This is a genomic window from Micromonospora sp. NBC_01740 (assembly GCF_035920365.1).
In the GTDB taxonomy this organism is placed as follows: Bacteria; Actinomycetota; Actinomycetes; order Mycobacteriales; family Micromonosporaceae; genus Micromonospora; species Micromonospora reichwaldensis.
The window spans coordinates 1365343-1382964 of the sequence record NZ_CP109150.1; the positions used below are offsets into that span (position 1 = coordinate 1365343).

At 74.0% G+C, this 17622-nt stretch carries 20 protein-coding genes; 12 read left to right on the top strand and 8 right to left on the bottom strand.

What is annotated here, in order from left to right; all coding sequences use genetic code 11:
- Positions 1 to 74 precede the first annotated feature (74 nt).
- Positions 75 to 1310 (bottom strand): arginine deiminase, encoded by a 1236-nt coding sequence (locus tag OG989_RS06530; protein ID WP_327029992.1) that lies wholly within the window; start codon positions 1308 to 1310, stop codon positions 75 to 77.
- A gap of 163 nt (positions 1311 to 1473) precedes the next feature.
- Here OG989_RS06530 and OG989_RS06535 point away from each other — a divergent pair, with 163 nt between their 5' ends.
- From OG989_RS06535 to pheA, 5 genes are all read left to right on the top strand, one after another.
- A complete protein-coding gene (locus OG989_RS06535; RefSeq protein ID WP_327029993.1) occupies positions 1474 to 2214 on the top strand; it encodes a hypothetical protein in 741 nt (246 codons plus the stop codon).
- Between the two features lie 175 nt (positions 2215 to 2389).
- Positions 2390 to 2848 (top strand): hypothetical protein, encoded by a 459-nt coding sequence (locus OG989_RS06540; protein ID WP_327029994.1) that lies wholly within the window; start codon positions 2390 to 2392, stop codon positions 2846 to 2848.
- A 75-nt stretch (positions 2849 to 2923) separates the two neighbouring features.
- Entirely contained in the window at positions 2924 to 3313 is a 390-nt protein-coding gene (locus OG989_RS06545; protein ID WP_121397477.1) for an ACT domain-containing protein, read from the top strand.
- Positions 3314 to 3561: 248 nt separating this feature from the next.
- Positions 3562 to 4059: a hypothetical protein gene (locus OG989_RS06550; RefSeq protein ID WP_327029995.1), complete on the top strand. Its 498-nt coding sequence runs from the start codon at positions 3562 to 3564 to the stop codon at positions 4057 to 4059.
- A gap of 9 nt (positions 4060 to 4068) precedes the next feature.
- Entirely contained in the window at positions 4069 to 5022 is a 954-nt protein-coding gene (gene pheA, locus OG989_RS06555) for a prephenate dehydratase (RefSeq protein WP_327029996.1), read from the top strand.
- A 126-nt stretch (positions 5023 to 5148) separates the two neighbouring features.
- Here pheA and OG989_RS06560 read toward each other — a convergent pair whose 3' ends face one another.
- From OG989_RS06560 to OG989_RS06570, 3 genes are all read right to left on the bottom strand, one after another.
- Positions 5149 to 5871, bottom strand: a complete 723-nt coding sequence (locus OG989_RS06560) for an AIM24 family protein (protein ID WP_151457315.1) — start codon at positions 5869 to 5871, stop codon at positions 5149 to 5151.
- A 65-nt stretch (positions 5872 to 5936) separates the two neighbouring features.
- Positions 5937 to 6281, bottom strand: coding sequence for a metallopeptidase family protein (locus OG989_RS06565; RefSeq protein WP_192581591.1), 345 nt, complete (start codon positions 6279 to 6281; stop codon positions 5937 to 5939).
- Positions 6282 to 6405: 124 nt separating this feature from the next.
- Positions 6406 to 6837: an OsmC family protein gene (locus tag OG989_RS06570; protein ID WP_132240504.1), complete on the bottom strand. Its 432-nt coding sequence runs from the start codon at positions 6835 to 6837 to the stop codon at positions 6406 to 6408.
- A 112-nt stretch (positions 6838 to 6949) separates the two neighbouring features.
- Here OG989_RS06570 and OG989_RS06575 point away from each other — a divergent pair, with 112 nt between their 5' ends.
- Positions 6950 to 7753, top strand: a complete 804-nt coding sequence (locus tag OG989_RS06575; protein ID WP_327029997.1) for a hypothetical protein — start codon at positions 6950 to 6952, stop codon at positions 7751 to 7753.
- A 112-nt stretch (positions 7754 to 7865) separates the two neighbouring features.
- Here the strand turns inward: OG989_RS06575 and OG989_RS06580 are convergent, their stop codons facing one another.
- Entirely contained in the window at positions 7866 to 8387 is a 522-nt protein-coding gene (locus OG989_RS06580; protein ID WP_327029998.1) for a GNAT family N-acetyltransferase, read from the bottom strand.
- A gap of 195 nt (positions 8388 to 8582) precedes the next feature.
- On the opposite strand from OG989_RS06580, the gene OG989_RS06585 reads away from it, so the two are divergent.
- Positions 8583 to 9404 (top strand): HAD family hydrolase, encoded by an 822-nt coding sequence (locus OG989_RS06585; RefSeq protein WP_327029999.1) that lies wholly within the window; start codon positions 8583 to 8585, stop codon positions 9402 to 9404.
- Positions 9404 to 10216, top strand: a complete 813-nt coding sequence (locus tag OG989_RS06590) for an HAD family hydrolase (protein WP_327030000.1) — start codon at positions 9404 to 9406, stop codon at positions 10214 to 10216. The genes OG989_RS06585 and OG989_RS06590 overlap by 1 nt, the downstream gene beginning before the upstream one ends.
- Positions 10217 to 10249: 33 nt before the next feature.
- Here the strand turns inward: OG989_RS06590 and OG989_RS06595 are convergent, their stop codons facing one another.
- Positions 10250 to 10858, bottom strand: a complete 609-nt coding sequence (locus OG989_RS06595) for a bacterial proteasome activator family protein (protein ID WP_132240499.1) — start codon at positions 10856 to 10858, stop codon at positions 10250 to 10252.
- Positions 10859 to 10940: 82 nt separating this feature from the next.
- On the opposite strand from OG989_RS06595, the gene OG989_RS06600 reads away from it, so the two are divergent.
- Both OG989_RS06600 and OG989_RS06605 read left to right on the top strand, forming a co-directional pair.
- Positions 10941 to 11738 carry an alpha/beta hydrolase family protein gene (locus OG989_RS06600; RefSeq protein ID WP_327030001.1) on the top strand — a complete coding sequence of 266 codons (798 nt, stop codon included), beginning with the start codon at positions 10941 to 10943 and terminating at the stop codon, positions 11736 to 11738.
- 79 nt (positions 11739 to 11817) lie between these two features.
- Positions 11818 to 13014, top strand: a complete 1197-nt coding sequence (locus OG989_RS06605) for an ABC transporter substrate-binding protein (protein ID WP_327030002.1) — start codon at positions 11818 to 11820, stop codon at positions 13012 to 13014.
- A 58-nt stretch (positions 13015 to 13072) separates the two neighbouring features.
- Here OG989_RS06605 and ddaH read toward each other — a convergent pair whose 3' ends face one another.
- Entirely contained in the window at positions 13073 to 13906 is an 834-nt protein-coding gene (gene ddaH / locus OG989_RS06610) for a dimethylargininase (protein ID WP_358118729.1), read from the bottom strand.
- A 59-nt stretch (positions 13907 to 13965) separates the two neighbouring features.
- Here ddaH and OG989_RS06615 point away from each other — a divergent pair, with 59 nt between their 5' ends.
- On the top strand, positions 13966 to 14424 hold the full coding sequence (locus OG989_RS06615) for an Lrp/AsnC family transcriptional regulator (protein WP_132240496.1): 459 nt from the start codon (positions 13966 to 13968) through the stop codon (positions 14422 to 14424).
- Positions 14425 to 14508: 84 nt separating this feature from the next.
- Positions 14509 to 16392: a beta-propeller domain-containing protein gene (locus OG989_RS06620; protein ID WP_327030003.1), complete on the top strand. Its 1884-nt coding sequence runs from the start codon at positions 14509 to 14511 to the stop codon at positions 16390 to 16392.
- A 106-nt stretch (positions 16393 to 16498) separates the two neighbouring features.
- Here the strand turns inward: OG989_RS06620 and OG989_RS06625 are convergent, their stop codons facing one another.
- Complete coding sequence (locus OG989_RS06625) at positions 16499 to 17605, bottom strand: T3SS (YopN, CesT) and YbjN peptide-binding chaperone 1 (RefSeq protein ID WP_151453988.1); 1107 nt, start codon at positions 17603 to 17605, stop codon at positions 16499 to 16501.
- Positions 17606 to 17622: the final 17 nt, after the last annotated feature.

The following is a 17622-nucleotide window of genomic DNA, read 5'->3' on the forward strand; positions in this document are numbered from 1 at the left end:
CCCTCCGCCCTCACATCGCAGCCGCCTCGCGCGGCGGCTGCGATGTGAGAATGGGACCTCCTGGACCGGACACGTCAGGAAGGGACCCTTCCTTCCCCCGGTGCGCCCAGCGGCTCGCGGACCAGCGGGCAGGACATGCAGCGTGGTCCGCCCCGGCCCGAGCCCAGCTCCGAGCTGGCGATCGGAATCACCTCGATGCCGGCCCGCTCAAGCTGCGCGTTGGTCTCGGTGTTGCGCTCGTAGCCCACGCAGAGCCGGGGCGCGATGGCCAGGGTGTTGTTGCCGTCGTCCCACTGCTCGCGTTCCGCGGTCACCGGGTCCAGGCCGGTGTCGATGACCCGGAGCTGGGGCAGGTCCATCGCGTCGGCGGCGGCCCGCAGGAACGGCGCCGGGCCGTCCACCCGCGGGTCCTCACCGTCCGCCCCGGCGATCACCGTGTACGCCGACAGCGTGTGGGCGATGTTCGGGTACATCAGCACGGCGTCGACGTCCACCATCGTGCAGACGGTGTCGAGGTGCATGGTCGCCCGTTCCTGGGCGATCGGGACGACGAGGATGGTGTGCGCGAGCCCGGCGGCGAAGACCTGCCGGGCGAGGCGTTCCGCGCCGGCGGGCGTGGTCCGCTCGCCCACCCCGACGGCCAGCACCCCCGGCGCGAGCAGCAGCACGTCGCCGCCCTCCAGGTGCTCCAGGCCGGGCTGGTAGACGAGCTCGGTGCCGGCGAAGCGCGGGTGGTGCCGGTAGATGGCGTCGGTCAGCGTGGTCTCCCGTCGCCGCGCCGGCATCGCCAGGCTGGTCACCCCGACCCGGTCGCCGACCCAGAACGAGGAGTCCCGGGTGAACAGCAGGTTGGGCAGCGGGTCGATGACGAAGTCGTGCCGGTCCATCAGGGTGTAGACGAGGCCGCCCGGGCGCTCCCGGCTGACCCGGAGCTCCTCGTGGGCCAGCCCGGCGATGAGCACGTCGGCGAGCGCGACGGGATCGAGGTACGCGAGGTGGTCGGCGACCCGGGCGCGCAGCGAGTCGCCGAGCCGGGGCGAACGGAGCACCTCCCCGGTGAGCTCGGCCCGTGCGTCGGCGACGGCGAGCGTCTCGGCGAGGAGGGTGGCAAGGTAGAGCACCTCGACGCCGCGCTCGCGCAGGGCGGCGGCGAAGGCGTCGTGCTCCTCCTGGGCCCGTCCGACCCATGGGATGGCGTCGAAGAGGAGCGAGTCGTTGTTCCGGGGGGTGAGCCGGGCCAACTCAGGACCGGGGCGGTGCAGCAGCACCGTCCCGAGCCGACCGACTTCGCTGTCCACGTAGTGGGTCACCCTCGCAGCGTAGGGCAGGGTTTGGCGGCATCCGATAAAACAGGGGTGGATGAATATGGCATTCATCCACACTCACTCCGGCGTTCCAACTTGCCGACACAGGGGACTGGCAACGTAGGGTAGTGAGGACATAACTTCGAGGGACCTTTTGCCGGAGGTCGCGATGACTGTCTTTCCCGCTCGTCAAGCCGTACCGTCCGCCCGGGCACTGCCGCCCGCGGCGGTGCCACACCCCCGCGTGGAGTCGCCGGGGGTGCTCGCACCCGTCCGTCCGTCCCCGTTGGAGTGGGCCCGCCGCCGCAGGGCGGAGCGGGGCGCCCGGCGGCTGGAGGCGGCCGGGGCACGGGCGCTCGGCCGGCTCGACCATCTCGGGCCCGCGTGGCACGTCATCGAATGGCCCCGCACGGACGCCGCCGATCTCCTGCTCGACCACGAGCGCGACGAACGCGCCGGCTTCCTCGCCATCGGGCCGAGCGGGCTCTTCGCGGTCACCATCGCCGACCACGGCCGGGCCCGGGTGCTGGTGGCCGGCGACGTGGTCCAGATCAACGGCAAGCGCCCGCCCTACGTGGCCGAGGCCCGCCGCGACGCCAAGCGGGCCAGCAAGGCCCTCTCCGACGCCGTGGGACTGCCGATCCCGGTGACGCCGGTGCTGACCTTCGTCGGCTCCGGCGTCATCAGCGTCTACGGCCTGCCGAAGGACTGCCTCATGGCCACCCACCGCGAGCTGGACCGCCTGCTCGTGGCCGGGGGCAGCCGGATCAGTCCGGCCACGGCCGAGAAGCTCTCCCGGGTCGCGCAGCACCCGGAGACCTGGGTGAACGGCGCGTACCGGCCGGCCGCGGACTACCGGTGGTACGAGGGCGGCCGAACGGCCGCTGACAAGCCGGCCAACCGACGGTAACGTCACCGGCGACGCCACGCACCCGGGTGCCGGTCGGCACCCGTCGGTCGCGCCGTCGCCGGCCGTCTGGTCAGGGCATCCCTCACCCACCGGCGGCCCGGCGACCACGCGCGGTCGGCGTCACCCGCGACGACCGGCTAGCGTGGACGGACCGTCGGTGTACATAGGAGGCGCGGTGGCCCACGTCGAACTCTCGCTCTCTGACGTGTTCGTGCCCGCGGCGGGAACACCGACAGGGCAGGAGTTCGACAATCTCGGTCGGTGGTCGTCGACCGTCTCCCACGCCGACGAGCCGTGCCTGCTCATCGACGCCGGGACGAGGGTCGTCGCCGTCTCCGTCGCCGGCTGCGAGCTGCTCTTCCTGGGCGACCCGGAGGACGTGACCGGGCTGCCGCTGCTCGACGGCGGGCTACGGCTGCTCGACTTCACCGCCAACCGCTGCGAGCTGACCGAGCCCGAGATCGACAAGATCCCGCCGCTGCTGGCGCTCTCCTCCGGGCGCCTGGCCCGAGGGCTGCTCCGGGTCCAGGCCGCGTCGACCGACGCGCCGGACTCGACCGTCGACGCGATCTCCACCCCGGTGTTCACCAGCGGGACGGTCGCCGGTTCACTCACGTTCTTCTCCCCGGTCTGACCAGCGGCGGGATGTGGCGTTCGCCGCACGCGGCGAATCTGGGGCGGGCCCGCACCGAGGCCGTAAGGTGCCCTCATGCTCGATATCGCTCTGCTGCCGGGGAAGTACGCCGTGTGCCGCCTGGCCGCCGGCTCCGCCCTGCCGCCCGAGTTGTCGGGCGGGTTGAGCAACGGCGACGTCGTCACGGTGAGCTGGACGGCCGACGGGATCTCGCTGATCTGCCCCGCCGACCGGGCGCCCGAGCAGGCCGTCGGCGAGACCGCCTGGCGCTGCCTGCGGGTCGCCGAACCGCTCGACCTGGCGGTCAGCGGCACCCTCGCCGCGCTGGTGGACCCCCTCGCCGCAGCCCGGGTCAGCGTGGTCGCCTTCTCCACCTACGACACCGACTACCTGCTGGTTCCCGCCGTGCGGCTCCGCGAGGCGACCGCCGCGCTGGAGCGTGCCGGCCATCGCGTCCTCGGCTGATCTTCACCCGCCCGCCGGTTCCTCCTAGGATGGGCTCGGCCTCCCGGCCGCAGTGACGCTCCCCGATGTCCCGAGGATCGGCCGTGCCGCCCACCCCCTCGCGCCCCGCCACGCCCGCCCGACCGCCCGGCCCCGCGGCCCGGCCCGGAGCGGTTCGCCCGTGCGCCCCGTCTGCTCCGCCCCTGCCGCCCGTACGGGCCTCGTCCCGCCCGGCCCCGCCGGCGTACGCCCGCCGCCTCGCAGCCGTCGTGCTGCTGGCCGCGCTGCCCCTCGCCGGCTGCGGCACCCCACCGGAGCTACGCCGCCCCGCCCCGACCACCGCCCCGACCCGCACCGCGCTCCCCGCCACGCCCAGCGCCGCGCCGACGCCCCCGCCCACCACCGGCCTGCCCGGCGCCGGAGGGAACACCCCCACGGTCGACCCCGGCCTGGTCGCGGTCCCGTGCCCGGACGGCCCCTCGGGAGCGCGGATCGTCGACCTGGTGCGGGGCCGGGGTGGCGTGCTGCCGAACGGCGTCCGGGTCCGGGTGCGGACCGGGCCACTCTGCGCCGGCGAGTGGCACTACACGGTGCTCGACGTCACCGGGCACGAGACGCTCCAGGTGATCACCCAGGGTCGGCCGGGCGCCCCGCGACTGGTCACCGCCGGCACCGACGTCTGCACCGCCGAGGTCCGCGCCGCCGGGCCGCCCGGCATCCGGACGCGCGTCTGCGAGGGCGGGTCGCTCGGCGTACCGGGTGCGTAGGCTGTCGCCATGCCGGGAACACCGCCGACGCGCTTCGTCTATCTCGGGCCGGAGGGCACCTTCGCCGAGCAGGCGTTGAAGAGCATCCCCGCCGCCGAGCGGGGCAGCCGCACGCCGGCCCGCAGCGTCCCCGAGGCGCTGGAGGGCGTACGGACCGGGGAGGCCGACGCGGCCCTGGTGCCGCTGGAGAACTCGATCGGCGGCGCCGTCGGGGTGACCCTGGACGAGCTCGCCGAGGGCGAACCCCTGGTGATCACCCGCGAGGTGGTCCTGCCGGTCGAGTTCGTGCTCGCCGCGCGGCCCGGCACGACGCTCCCGCACGTGCGCAGCGTCGCCGCCCACCCGCAGGCGTCCACCCAGTGTCGGGGTTGGCTGCGCGCGCACCTGCCCGACGCCGTCGTCGTCGACGTGCTCTCCAACGGCGCCGCCGCCGCCGGAGCCGCCACCGGCGAGTACGACGCGGCGATCTGCGCCCCGATCGGGGCCGGGCGGCACCGGCTCGACGTGCTCGCCGACAAGATCGCCGACCACCCGGACGCGGTGACCCGCTTCGCGCTGGTGTCCCGCCCCGGGCCGCCCCCGCCGCCGACGGGCGACGACGTGACGTCCCTGGCGGTCTACATCGCGCACGACCGGGTGGGCGCGCTGCTGTCGGTGCTGATGGAGCTGGCCGTCCGCGGGGTCAACATGAGCCGGATCGAGTCCCGCCCGACGGGCGAGGCGCTCGGCCGCTACGTCTTCTTCCTCGACTGCGCCGGGCACGTGGCGGACGTACGCCTCGGCGAGGCGTTGCAGGGGCTGCGCCGGGTCTGCGCCGACGTGCGCTTCCTGGGCTCGTACCCCCGGCACCGGTTCCCCGGGACGGGCGACCGCCCGATCCCGGCCCCCGCCGGCCTCTCGGACGCCGACTACGCCGACGCGGCCGCCTGGCTGGCCCGCCTGCGCGCCGGCGACCTCGGCTGACGGCAGGCCCGGGACCGCCCCGGAGCCGACTGCGGGCCCCGCAACGGCACCGCCCCCGACCGGCGTCGGATCCGGCGGGGCCGGTCGACGCGGGCGGGGGCGGTGCGAGGTGGTGCGGGGCGTGAATCAGCTGAGCAGGCCGCCGAGGAGACCGCCCTGCTGCTCCTGGGAGCCGCTGCCCATGACGGGCGGCTCCTCGGAGGGCTGGACGACGACGAAGCCCTGGCCGGCGAAGCTCATCGTGAACGCCTCGCCGGTGCTCCGGCCCAGCAGCGTGCCGAGGCCGAGCTGCTCGGCGCGGTGGTAGCCGGTCTGGAGGTTGGCCGACCAGCAGACCGCCGCCTGCGGGTCGACGTAGGTGGGGGCGTCGACGCTGAGCACCACCGGAGTGCCCTTGGTGGTGATGGCGATCCGGCCGTAACCGCTGAAGACGCAGTTGAACAGGCCCGACGAGGACGCCATGCCGGCCCCGCCGACCATCCGGATGTCGTACTGGAGGGTGGAGTCGAAGGCCAGCACGCTGGAGCCGTTGATGGAGAGCGCGTCGCCGGGCTCCAGGTCGATGACGTGCACGTCCTTGGCGAAGTCGGCGAGGAAGACGTCACCCCGGCCCGAGACCTTCATCAGCGGGACGCCCTCGCCGGTCAGCTTCTGCTTGAGGAACTTGCCGAGCCCGCCGGAGCCGAGCGCCTGGAACTGCACCTGCCCCTGGTAGGCGACCATCGACCCGACCCGGGCCATCATCTCGCCGTTGAGTTCGACCTTCAACATCTTGGAGTTCTGCAGCCGCATGCCGGGCTGCGCGGACTCCTTCTCAAGGTTCTCCGCCGAGAACAGCTCGCTGCGCATTGGAAGTGCCTCCTGAGTTCGCGGTACCTGGACCGACGGTAGGCGACCGGGGCAACCGCCGCCCGTCAGCCCCAGCCCAGCTCGTGCAGGCGGGCGTCGTCGATGCCGAAGTGGTGGGCGATCTCGTGCACCACCGTCACCGCCACCTCGTCGACGACGTCCTCGTCGTCGTCGCAGATGCGCAGGATGGGATTGCGGTAGATCAGGATGCGGTCCGGCAGCACGCCGGCGTAGTCCCAGCCGCGGTCGGTGAGGGCGTGCCCCTCGTAGAGGCCGAGCAGGTCCTCGCCGGGGGGCGGGTCGTCCTCCACCAGGATCACGACGTTGCTCATCAGGGCGAGGAGTTCCTCGGGCACCTCGTCGAGCGCGTCGCCGACCAGCTCCTCGAAGCGCTCGCGACTCATCTCCACCGGCACCCCGCCCATTCTGCCCGACGACACGGCCCGCCCGCGCCGGTCGGGCCGCCGGTCCGGCTCGGCGGGCCGCCACGGGGAGCGTGATCCCCGTGGCGGTCGACGCCGACGACGGGGACGGTCAGGAGGCGAGGCGCGCGGTCAGGCTGATCTGGGCGCCCGGGGCGAGCAGGCGGGAGATCGGGCAGTTCTCCTTGGCGGTCTCCGCGAGCTTGGTGAACTGCGCCTCGTCGATGCCGGGCACCTGGCCGACGGTGTCCAGCTCGATCCGAGTCACCGCCATCCCGGCGTCGGTCTTGTCGAGGTGGACCTTGGCGGTGGTCTCCACGGAGGTGGGCGGCGAGCCGGCCTCGGCGAGTGCCTTGGAGAACGCCATCGAGAAGCAGCCGGCGTGGGCCGCGCCGATCAGCTCCTCGGGGTTGGTGCCCTCACCCTCCTCGAAACGGGACTTGAAGGAGTAGTTCCCCTCCAGCCCGCCCTTGCCGGTGCGGATCGTGCCGGACCCCTCGGTGAGGTTGCCCTGCCATTGTGCGGAAGCGGTACGGATAGGCATGCACCCGACGCTAGCCCAACGGGCACCCTCCGGCGACCGTTCACGCTCCGCGTCACCGGGTGCGTACTGTGTCATGATTCGGGGCAGGCCCGCGAACGCGGAAGGGTGGCCGATGTCCCAGAGTTCCCCCATTCCCCGGCAGGAACACCGGTCCGACGGTGCCGCCGTCCTGGAGTGGGGCACCGCGCAGCCGGACAGGCCGGGGCGGTTCGGGCGTACGTTCTCCGGGCTGCGCCGGGACCCCCGGCTCCCCGTGCTGCTCGCGGCGCTCGGCGCGGTGGCCGCCCTCGCCTCGATGCTCGGCGAGTGGCAGGTGATGACCATCCCCAACGGCGGCCCGCAGGGCAACACGCCGCTGCGGGTGCCGGGTGGGGTGTCCGACGTCGGCGGGTTCGGGGTGGGCTACCTGGTCGGGCTGTTCGCCCTGGTCTGCGCGGTGGTGCTCGCGCTGCGCGGCACTCCCGCGGTGCGTCCGAACGCCCGGCTCGCCGGGCTGGCCGTGGCCGGGGCGCTGCTGGGGCTGCTGGTCGCGGCCACCGCCTCGCTCGACGAGGCCGCCCAACGCGTCTTCTTCTACTCGACGGACGACGGGTTCCAGGTCGAGTACGGCCGGGGCCTGGTGACGGCGTTCCTGGCCTGTGCGCTCTTCGCGGCGGCGCTGAAGCTGGCCCCGGCCGGCACGGCCCGGCTCGCCGGGAAGGCCGACGGCGGGACCGAAGCGGGCGCCGGGACCGAGGCGGACGGCGGGAGCGGGGCCGACGGCGGGACCGGGGCGGACGGCGGAGCCGGGACGGAGCCGGTGGGCTGGCGCCGCCGCAGGTCGCGGGACCTCACGGACGACGGGCTGCCGCCCGCGCCGGCCGACCTCACCGTCGGGCCGGCCGCCCCCTTCGCCCGCCCCGAACTCCCGGACTGACCGGTATCGGGGCCAGTTCGCCGACGACCAGAGTGACGAACGTCAGCCCGCCGGCTCGACGGGGACGACCTCGGCACCTCCCGTGCCCGATCGCCGGGGCTCCCGGCGTCCCTCAGGGGGCCACCCAGCGGACCTCGCCGTCCGCTCGCTCGTCGGTGGCCCGCAGGCCGAGCCGCTCGGCCACCCGGGCGGAGGCCCGGTGGTCGGGGTGCACGTGCGCGACCAGCGCCCGGATGTCGCGCTCCGCCAGCCAGCCGACCAGGCCGGCGGCGGCCTCGCCGGCGTAGCCGCGGCCCTGGTGCGGCGTCAGGACGACCCAGGCCAGCTCGGCGACCGGCCGGTCACCGTCGAGCCGCACGGTGGCCTGCACGGTGCCGACCGCGTCGCCGCTGTCCCGGTGCCGGACGACCCAGTTGAGCCAGCCCTCCCGACCGTCCGGCGACCGCCCGGTTGTCTGCCGGCGGTACCGCTCCCGGAGCTGCTCCGGGGTGGCCGGGCTGCCCCCGATGTACTCGTGCAGGGCCGGGTCGTCCAGGAGGGGGGCGAGTTCCTCGGCGTGGTCGACGCGGAGCGGCTCCAGCAGCAGCCGCTCGGTGTCGACGGCCTCCGCCACCGGCCAGTCCCGCTCTCCCACCCGTCCCACCCTACGGCCCGCGGCAGGGCCCCGGAGGGGGACACCGGCGGGCCGTCGACCGTTGGCACGGCATTCGCCGCAACGCCATGGTGGGGGCCCGTTGCGCGAGGTACGTTTGCTGCCCGCCGTCACTCAGGGTCGAGGCACCGAGGACCGAGACGGCTGGCTGCGACGGCGGCGGGCGAAGGAGGAACGATGACCCGCCCGGGCCTGCCCAAGCTGATCGCCACGGATCTCGACGGGACGCTCGTCCGCAGCGACGACACCGTCTCGGCGTACACGCACGCGGTGCTCGACCGGGTGCGGGCCGCCGGTATCCCGGTGGTCGGCGCTACCGGTCGCGGGCCCCGGCTGGCCGGAATGACCCGCAACGACATCCGGGCCGCGGACTTCCTGGTGATGGCTGGCGGCGGCCGGGTCGTCGACCAGAGCGACCCGGCCGGGCCGGTGGTGCTGCGCGACGAGCGCCTCTCCGCCGAGGTGCTGACCGCGCTGCTGGCCGACCTGGAGGCGGCCGTCGGGCCGCTGACCGTGATGGTCGAGGCGTCGGACGAGCACGGCGCCCCGCTCTGGGGCGACTACCACCCGAGCTGGCCCTACCAGCACGAGTTCGAGGCGCGCAGTCGCGCCGAGTGCCTCTCGTGCGACGTGATCAAGGCGTTCGTCCGGACCGCCGACCACCACGTCGACGAACTGCTCGCGGTCGCCCGGCGGATCGTCGCGCCGGAGGTCGCCACGCTCACCCAGGCGGGGCTGGGCTTCGTCGAGATCTGCCCGCCGGGGGTCGACAAGTCCACCGGGCTGACCGTGGTGGCGCAGCGCCTCGGCGTCGACCCGGCCGACGTCCTGGTCTTCGGCGACATGCCCAACGACCTGCCGATGTTCGAGTGGGCCGGCTGGGCCCGGGTCGCGGTCTCCAACGCCCACCCGATGGTCCGCGCCGCCGCGGACGAGGTGACCCTGCGCAACGACGACGACGGGGTGGCGGTGTACCTCGATCGGCTACTGTCCCGCTGATGGGAGAGGCACCACGGCTGATCGCCACCGACATCGACGGCACCCTGCTCCGGGACGACCGCACGCTCAGCCCGCACACCGCCGACGTGCTGGTCCGGCTGTCCGCGCGGGGCACGCCCGTCGTGCTGGTCACCGGCCGCCCCATCCGCTGGCTGAAGATGGTGTACGAGCAGCTCGCCGAGCCGCTGCCGGCGATCTGCGCCAACGGCGCGGTGGTCTACGACCCGGTCGCCGACGAGGTGCAGCGGGCCGACCCGCTCGCCCCGGAACTGCTCGCCGAGGTGGCCCGGCGGCTGCGCGCCGAGGTGCCGGAGATCAGCTTCGCGGTGGAGATCGTCGACAGCCGGCAGATGCGGCACGAGGCGCACTACCCGCTGCGCTGGGACGCCGACCACGACGCGATCCGGGCGGTCGAGACCCCCGAGGAGCTGCTGGCGGCACCGGCGGTGAAGCTGTTGGCCCGGTCCGCCGAGCAGGACCCGGACGCGTTCGTCGCGCTGGTGGCCGCGGCCCTCGAAGGGCTGGCCGAGGCGACCCACTCGTCGTACTCGGGGCTGGTGGAGATCTCCGCCGCCGGCGTGACCAAGGCGGCCGGGCTGGCGTGGTACTGCGCGCGGCTCGGCATCGACGCCCGGGACGTGCTCGCCTTCGGCGACATGCCGAACGACGTGCCGATGCTGACCTGGGCCGGGCGGGGAGTGGCGGTGGCGAACGCGCACCGCGCCGTCCTGGAGATCGCCGACGAGGTCACGGCGGCGAACTCGGCGGACGGCGTGGCGGCGTACCTGGAGAAGGTCTTCGGGGTGGGGTGAGCGGCCGGCCGGCGTCCCCGGCCGGCCGCGCGGTCAGAGGTACTGGCCGGTGCTGTGCCCCTCGCCGCCCTGCGGCGGCTGGCCCATCCCCGGCATGCCCGGCAGCATTCCGGCACCGGGGCCGCTGGGCAGCGCCTGCCGGCCGGAGCGCATCTGCTCCAGCTGCACCCGGGCGGCCATCTGCTGGGCGACCAGGGCCGCCTGGATGCCGTGGAACAGGCCCTCCAGCCAGCCGACGAGCTGGGCGTGCGCGATGCGCAGCTCGCCCTCGCTGGGCGCCTTCTCCTCGGTGAAGGGCAGCGAGATGCGTTCCAGCTCCTCGCGCAGCTCGGGGGCGAGCCCCTCCTTCAGCTCGACGATCGACCGCTGGTGGATCTCCCGCATCCGGTGCCGGCTGGCGTCGTCGAGCGGGGCGGCCTTGACCTCCTCGAGCAGCTGCTTGATCATGCTGCCGATCCGCATCACCTTGGCCGGCTGCTCGACCAGTCGGGTCGGGTCCTCGCCGTGTGCCTCGTCGGTCTGCACGGTGCCGACGGGCCGCCCGTCCGGGCCGACCACCACCACCGTTCCGGAGTGACCGGTGCCATCCTGGCCCGGCTCGTCGTTCTGTCCAGCGGAGTGCGCTTCGGTCATGGGACCCATCTTTACCCAGCCGCGAGCGCCCATGCGCCCGGGGACCGATCCCGGCGGCGGATCCGCGCGTGATCCGCGCTACGGTCGCGCCATGCCCGCCGACCCCCGCGACGTGCTCAGCCGCCCCGCTCCGGCCCCCGACGTCACCGTCTCCTACGGCGACCACCCGGACCAGCTCGCCGACCTGCGCGTCCCCGCCGGGTCGGGCCCGGCCCGGCAGCTGGTCGTGGTGGTGCACGGCGGCTTCTGGCGGGCCGGGTACGACCGGCGGCACACCGACCCGCTGGCCGCCGCGCTGGCCGAGCTGGGCCACCCGGTGGCGCAGGTGGAGTACCGCCGGACGGGACAGCCGGGTGGCGGCTGGCCCGCGACGCTGACCGACGTGCTGGCCGGCGTGACGGAGCTGCCCCGGCTCGCGGCCGAGGCGCTGCCCGGCCGGGTCGCCGCCGGGCCGCCGCTGCTGGTGGGCCACTCGGCGGGGGGACACCTGGCGCTGTACCTGGCGGCGACCGCCCCGGACGCCGTCGGCGGCGTGCTGGCGCTGGCCCCGGTGTCGAACCTCGCGGAGGCGTACCGGCTGGATCTGGACGAGGGGGCGGTGGCCGCGCTGCTGGGCGGCGGCCCGGCGGACCACCCCGAGCGGTACGCCGCAGCGGATCCACGTTCATTGGTGCCCATCCCGACACGGACAGTAGTTGCGCATGGCTCACTCGATGAGCACGTCCCGGTCGGGATGAGTCGGGAGTTCGTCGCCGCCGGCCGGGCGGCGGGCGGCGACGTTCACCTCGTTGAGCTGCCGGAATGCGAGCATTTCGGGCTCATCGATCCGGAGTCCGCCGCGTGGCCAGAGATCACGGCTGCTTTCCGATCGCTGCGGAAAGATCGCTAAGCATTGACGCAGCGTCGCTGACCGGGTAGAACGCCGAGGGGGCGTGATCCGCCCTGCAACGCTCCCCGGAAGGAACTCGGTGTCCCAGATGAACCGCAGGCGGGCCCTCCAACTGCTGGCCGCTCTCGGTACGGCCGGACTGGTCGCCGGGTGCGGCACCGACGACGCCGACGGCGAAGCGGCGGGCACGGGAAGCCCGATCAAGATCGGCCTCGTGGCGCCGACCAGCGGCGGCTTCAAGGCGATCGGCGACGAGGTCACCAACGGCTTCCAGCTCTTCCTCGATCTCAACGACAAGCTGCTGGGCGGGCACCCCACCACCCTGCTCACCGCCGACGAGGGCGAGAGCGTCAAGACCGGCAAGGCCGCCGTCGAGGGGCTGCTGAAGCAGGGCGTGCTCGCCCTCACCGGCGTGGTCGACGCGAACGTCATGTCCGGCATCCGGGACACGGTCGAACAGGCCCGGGTGCCCCTGATCGGTTCCAACGCCTCGCCGTCCAGCCTCCAGAGCGTCGTCTACATCTGGCGGACGTCGTACGTGCTCGACGAGGCCGGCCGGGCGCTGGGCCGCTACCTGCGCGAACAGCTGGAGCCGTCGGCGCGGTTGGCGATCATCGCGCCGGACAGCGTCGGCAGCCAGGACGTGGTGCGGGGCTTCCGGCAGGAGTTCGGCGAGTCCGACCCCCGGATCAAGGACGCGGTGGTCTCGACGGAGGTCTTCACCAACCCGTCGAAGTCCGCGTACCGGGCCGACATCCGCAAGGCGCTGGGCCGGAACCCGACGGCGGTGTTCTGCTTCTTCGCCGGGCCGGCCGCCGTCGAGTTCATCAAGCAGTTGCGCATCGAGGGGTTCACCGGCAAGGTCTACGCCCCCGGCTTCCTGACCGAGGGCGCCGTGCTGAGCAGCGTCAAGGCCGAGGACGCGCTGGGCATCCAGACGGCGCTGAACTACTCGTCCGACCTGAACAACACGGCCAACCGCCGGTTCGCCTCGGCGTACCGCAAGAAGCACGGCACCTCGCCGACCACCTACGCGATGGCCTCGTACGACGCCGCGCAGGTGCTCGACCAGGCGATCCGGATCGCCGGCGGGTCACCCACCCCGCAGCAGGTCAACCTGGCCCTCGGCAAGATCGGCCAGATCGACAGTCCGCGCGGGCTGTGGCAGTTCAACCAGCCCCGTACGCCGCAGCAGCGGTGGTACCTGCGCGAGGTCCAGCTCGACGGCCAGGTGCTGTCCAACGTCCTGGTGACCGAGCTGGCCACGCTCGGCTGAACCACCACCCCGCCCCACCCCCACGCGTCCGGTGGCGGTGGGGCGGCGGAGCGGCAGGTCAGTGGCGGAGTTCGGCGATGCAGCACTTCACGCTGCCGCCGCCCTTCTTCAGCTCGGCCAGCTCGACCGGGACCGGGTGGTAGCCGGCCGCCTTCAGCTTCCCGGCCAGGCGGGTCGCCTCGCTGTTCAGCACGACGTTGAGCCCGTCGCTGACCAGGTTGAGGCCGAAGGCCAGGGCGTCCTCGGCGTCGGCGACCACCGCGTCGGGGAAGAGCTGCGTGAGCACCCGCTGGCTGGCGGCGGAGAAGGCGCCCGGGTAATAGACGACGTTCTCGTCGTCGATCGAGGCGAGCGCGACGTCCAGGTGGTAGAAGCGCGGGTCGACCAGGCGCAGCGACACCACGGGCCGGCCGAGCGCCTCCTGCGCCTCGGCGTGCGCCGGCAGCTCGGTGCGGAAGCCGTGCCCGGCGAGGATCAGCCCGCCGTGTGCCTCCGGCAGGTACGCGAAGTCGCCCTCGCCCTCGTTGGTCTCGATCGGCGCGATGAACCGCCAGCCCTGCGACTCGTAGAACGCCCGGTGCGCGGCGGCCTCGGCGGCCCGCTGCTCGTGCTTGAACTGCGCGCCGTAGACCGTGCCGTCGACCACGAACGCCCCGTTGGCCGCGTAGACCATGTCGGGCAGGCCCCGCTCGGGAGTCAGCAGGTGCACCTCGTGGCCGAGACCGACCAGGCTCTCCCGCAGCCGGTCCCACTGCTTGACCGCAAGCTGCGAGTCGACCGGGGTGGTCACGTCCATCCACGGATTGATCGCGTACTCGACCGCGAAGTGCTCGGGCGAGCACATGAGATATGTCCGCTTTCGCGCGACTCGCTGCTGGTTCACGATGACCAAGGGTAGGTACCCTCGAACTTTGGTAACAGCCACAACCGTTGCTTCCCAGAGGCGGAACGTTGCAGATAGATGACGTGGACCAGCGGATCATTGCGTTGCTCGTCGCGGACGCCCGCGCCTCGTACGCCGACATCGGTCAGCGGGTGTCGCTCTCCGCTCCGGCGGTCAAACGGCGGGTGGACCGGCTGCGGGCGGCCGGCGTGATCCGGGGCTTCACCGCCGTCGTCGACCCCGCCGCCGTCGGCTGGACCACCGAGGCGTTCGTCGAGCTGTTCTGCGCCGGCCGGACCACCCCGGCCCAGATCGGGGTCGCCACCCGCCGGCACCCCGAGGTGGTCGGCGCGTACACCGTCTCGGGCGAGGCCGACGCGCTCGTACACCTGCGGGCCGCCGACATCGGGCACCTGGAGGCGGCGCTGGAACGGCTGCGGGCCGAGTCCTTCGTGACCTCGACCCGGAGCACCATCGTGCTCTCCCGGCTCGTGGACTCCCCCGGCGTCGGCCCCTCGCCCCGCTGACCGGGGCGGGCCCGGCGGGAAACGCGGCGCGGAAGGTCGGCGGAGGGCCGGAACCACCCGCCGGCCGGGCGCGTCGAACCGGCCATGACACGGGGAGCCCACATCTTCGCGGTCGGCACGCTGGCCGCGCTCACCCTGCTCGGCGGCAGCGCGATCCCGGCGGCGCCGCCCGACCCACCGGGCCCGAGGCAGCCGACGACCGCGCCCGTGCTGGTCTCCTACGATTCCTGCGCCCAGGCGCTGGGCGGGCTCCGTGCCGCCGCCGACGCGTCCGTGGGCCCGTGGGGCTTCGGCAACGGCTGGCGCACCGGGGCCGCCTTCGGCGACGTGGCCAAGGACGCGTCCGGGTCCCGGGCGTCAGCCCAGTCCGCCCAGCCCGCCCAGGAGCACTCCACGACCAACGTGCACGAGGCCGGCGCGGACGAACCCGACCTGGTCAAGACCGACGGGCGGCGGATCGTGACCGTCACCCGGGGCGTGCTGCGGGTGGTGGACCCGGCCGCCCGCCGGGAGACGGGCCGCCTCGACCTCACGCGGACGCTGCCGGAGCTGACGTGGGGTGAGCAGGCGAGCCTGCTGTTGCACGGCGACCGGGCGCTGGTGCTGACCCAGATCGGCGCGGAACTCCAGTCGACGACCCGCGCCGCGCGGGCCCGCACCGCGCCGCGCCTGATCCTCGTCGACCTCGCGGGCACGCCGCGGGTGCTCGGCACCTACCGGATGGACGGCAGCCTCGTCGACGCCCGGCAGACCGGGAACACCGCCCGGGTCGTGGTCCGCAGCCGCCCCCAACTGGTCTTCCCGTACGCCGAACGGGGCACCGACGCGACGCGGACCGCCGCCAACCGCGCGGTGATCGCCGCCGCCGGAGTGGAGGCGTGGCTGCCGGCGTACGAGTGGACGGCCGGGGCGGAACGGCACACCGGCCGGGTCGGCTGCGACCGGTTGAGCCGGCCGCCCGCCTGGTCCGGCACGTCGATGCTGACCGTGCTGAGCTTCGACCTCGCCGGCGACCGCCTCGGCGACGGCGACCCGGTCAGCGTCGCCGCCGACGCCACCACCGTCTACGGCACCGGGAGCAGTCTCTACCTCGCCGGGGAACGGCCGGTGCCGCCCAGGCCCGGCTCGTTCCGGGGGGACGTCCGGCGGCCGGGCCCGCAGGTCACCGAGATCCACCGGTTCGACACCGGCGCGCCCGGTCGTCCCCGCTACGTGGCCTCCGGTTCGGTGCCCGGGTCGCTCGTCAACCAGTACGCCCTCTCCGAGTGGCAGGGGCACCTGCGGGTGGCCACCACCACGGGCGACGCCTGGGGCACCCGGCCGAACTCGGAGTCCGCCGTCCACGTGCTGCGTCCCGACGGGCACACGCTGGTCCGGACGGGCGCGGTCACCGGCCTCGGCCCGGGCGAGCGGATCTACTCCGTGCGCTTCCTCGGCGGCTCCGCGTACGTGGTCACGTTCCGGCTCACCGATCCGCTCTACGCGGTCGACCTGACCGATCCGACCGCGCCCCGGGTCACCGGGGAGCTGAAGATCACCGGCTACTCGGCGTACCTGCACCCGCTGCCGGAGGGCCGGCTGCTCGGGGTGGGCCAGGAGGCCGACCGGCGGGGACGGGCGCAGGGGCTCCAGGTCTCGCTGTTCGACGTACGCGACCCCGCCCGGCCGAGCCGGCTCGACCAGTGGCACGTGCCGAAGGCGTACTCCGCGCTGGAACACGACACGCACGCCTTCCTGCACCACCCGGAGACGGGCCTGGTCGCGCTGCCGGTCGGCGACGACGTACGCCTGCTGCGGGTGTCCGGGACCGACATCGGCGAGGTCGGCACGGTCTCCCACACCGGCCCGGCGGGCCCGGTCCTGCGGTCGCTGCTGGTCGGGGACGTGCTCTGGACCGTCTCCGCCGCCGGCCTGCGGGCCACCGATCCGACCACCGCCCGGAGCCTCGACTGGCTCCCCGTGACCTGATCCTCCCTCCCCGGCGGGTGGGGCCCGGTTTCTCGGGGTTTCCGGGCTCCACCCGCCACCACCGGTCCGTGCTCCACCCCGCCGCCTGCCGGTGGTGGGGCGTGGATCAGAGGTACATGCCGGTGCGGTGTTCCTCCTGGTCCCGCTTGACCGGCTTGTCGCCCTCGCCGAAGAACCGCTTCCCGCCGAACTCGCCGTGCAGGCGGTCGTCCAGCTCGTCCGCGAGCCCGGTCATCACCTGGACCGCGAGCATGAGGTGGGTGGCCTGGAAGTTGCGCCCGAAGACGGGGATGGACGCCCACACGGTGTCGTCGGCGCAGTAGAGCCGGCCGATGGGCATCCGGTTGGTCAGCTCGGAGAGCTTCACGTAGAGCCGCTCGGTCGGCTCGACCTCGGTCAGCACCGGGGAGAAGACGTCCACCAGCGGCGGGTTGTCGCGGACCCGGACGAAGACCATCGCCGAACCGGCGCGGATGTTGATGTCGCCGTCGGAGTCGACCTGCAACCGGTCCGGCTCCGACTTGAGCATGGTCGAGACGACGGTGCGGACCTGTTCGGCGAGCGCGGCCGTGTCGTGCTCGGGCGCCTGGGCGGCGGCGGCCGCCGCGAGCGCCTCGTCCAGGTCGGCCTCCACGTTGCGGTCGGGGCCGAACTCGCTGCGCGCGGTGCCCAGCGGTTCCACCGGCAGCGCTTCGCCCTCGGCGTCGTGGATGAGGTAGACGAGGAAGGCGGGGTGCGGGGCGCCGTAGACGTCGCGCAGCGTCCGGGTGAGCAGGGCGGCCAGCCGGGCGGCCTCGGCGGTGCCGCTGTCCAGCCCGAAGTGCTCGCCGGAGCCCGGCACCACGCCGGGCGGCGACCAGCCGAGCGCGATCATGTCCGCCACGGCGGCCCGGTCCAGCCGGTAGCCCTCCGGCAGGGTGGCGTTGCCGACCGCGCGGGCGGCCAGCCGGCCCTCCTCGCCGACGTCGATGCTGACCGAGTAGACCGCGTCGCCGGTGCCGGAGGCCGTCGGGTCGAGGGTCAGCTCCACGTGCGTGCCCGTGGGGAGCGCCGCCAACCGCTCGGCGAGTGCCCGGGCGAACTCGTGCCAGGCCTGGGTGACCTTGGCCCGTAGGTCGGCCGTGCTGGGCTCGTCGAGCAGGATCGGCTCGTGGTGCGCCGGCAGGGTGCCGGGCGAGTCGCCGCCCGGCGCCGAGGGGTGGTCCGCCGTCATGATCGCCTCCGTCCGTC

Bases quoted from the DNA above. Each gene is read 5' to 3' on its own strand.
- OG989_RS06590 (WP_327030000.1), top strand. From the start codon at position 9,404: ATGGGAGAGGCACCACGGCTGATCGCCACCGACATCGACGGCACCCTG.
- OG989_RS06600 (WP_327030001.1), top strand. From the start codon at position 10,941: ATGCCCGCCGACCCCCGCGACGTGCTCAGCCGCCCCGCTCCGGCCCCC.
- OG989_RS06535 (WP_327029993.1), top strand. From the start codon at position 1,474: ATGACTGTCTTTCCCGCTCGTCAAGCCGTACCGTCCGCCCGGGCACTG.
- OG989_RS06570 (WP_132240504.1), bottom strand. From the start codon at position 6,837: ATGCCTATCCGTACCGCTTCCGCACAATGGCAGGGCAACCTCACCGAG.
- OG989_RS06560 (WP_151457315.1), bottom strand. From the start codon at position 5,871: ATGCGCAGCGAGCTGTTCTCGGCGGAGAACCTTGAGAAGGAGTCCGCG.
- pheA (WP_327029996.1), top strand. From the start codon at position 4,069: ATGCCGGGAACACCGCCGACGCGCTTCGTCTATCTCGGGCCGGAGGGC.
- OG989_RS06585 (WP_327029999.1), top strand. From the start codon at position 8,583: ATGACCCGCCCGGGCCTGCCCAAGCTGATCGCCACGGATCTCGACGGG.
- OG989_RS06620 (WP_327030003.1), top strand. From the start codon at position 14,509: ATGACACGGGGAGCCCACATCTTCGCGGTCGGCACGCTGGCCGCGCTC.
- OG989_RS06595 (WP_132240499.1), bottom strand. From the start codon at position 10,858: ATGGGTCCCATGACCGAAGCGCACTCCGCTGGACAGAACGACGAGCCG.
- OG989_RS06545 (WP_121397477.1), top strand. From the start codon at position 2,924: ATGCTCGATATCGCTCTGCTGCCGGGGAAGTACGCCGTGTGCCGCCTG.
- OG989_RS06625 (WP_151453988.1), bottom strand. From the start codon at position 17,605: ATGACGGCGGACCACCCCTCGGCGCCGGGCGGCGACTCGCCCGGCACC.
- OG989_RS06575 (WP_327029997.1), top strand. From the start codon at position 6,950: ATGTCCCAGAGTTCCCCCATTCCCCGGCAGGAACACCGGTCCGACGGT.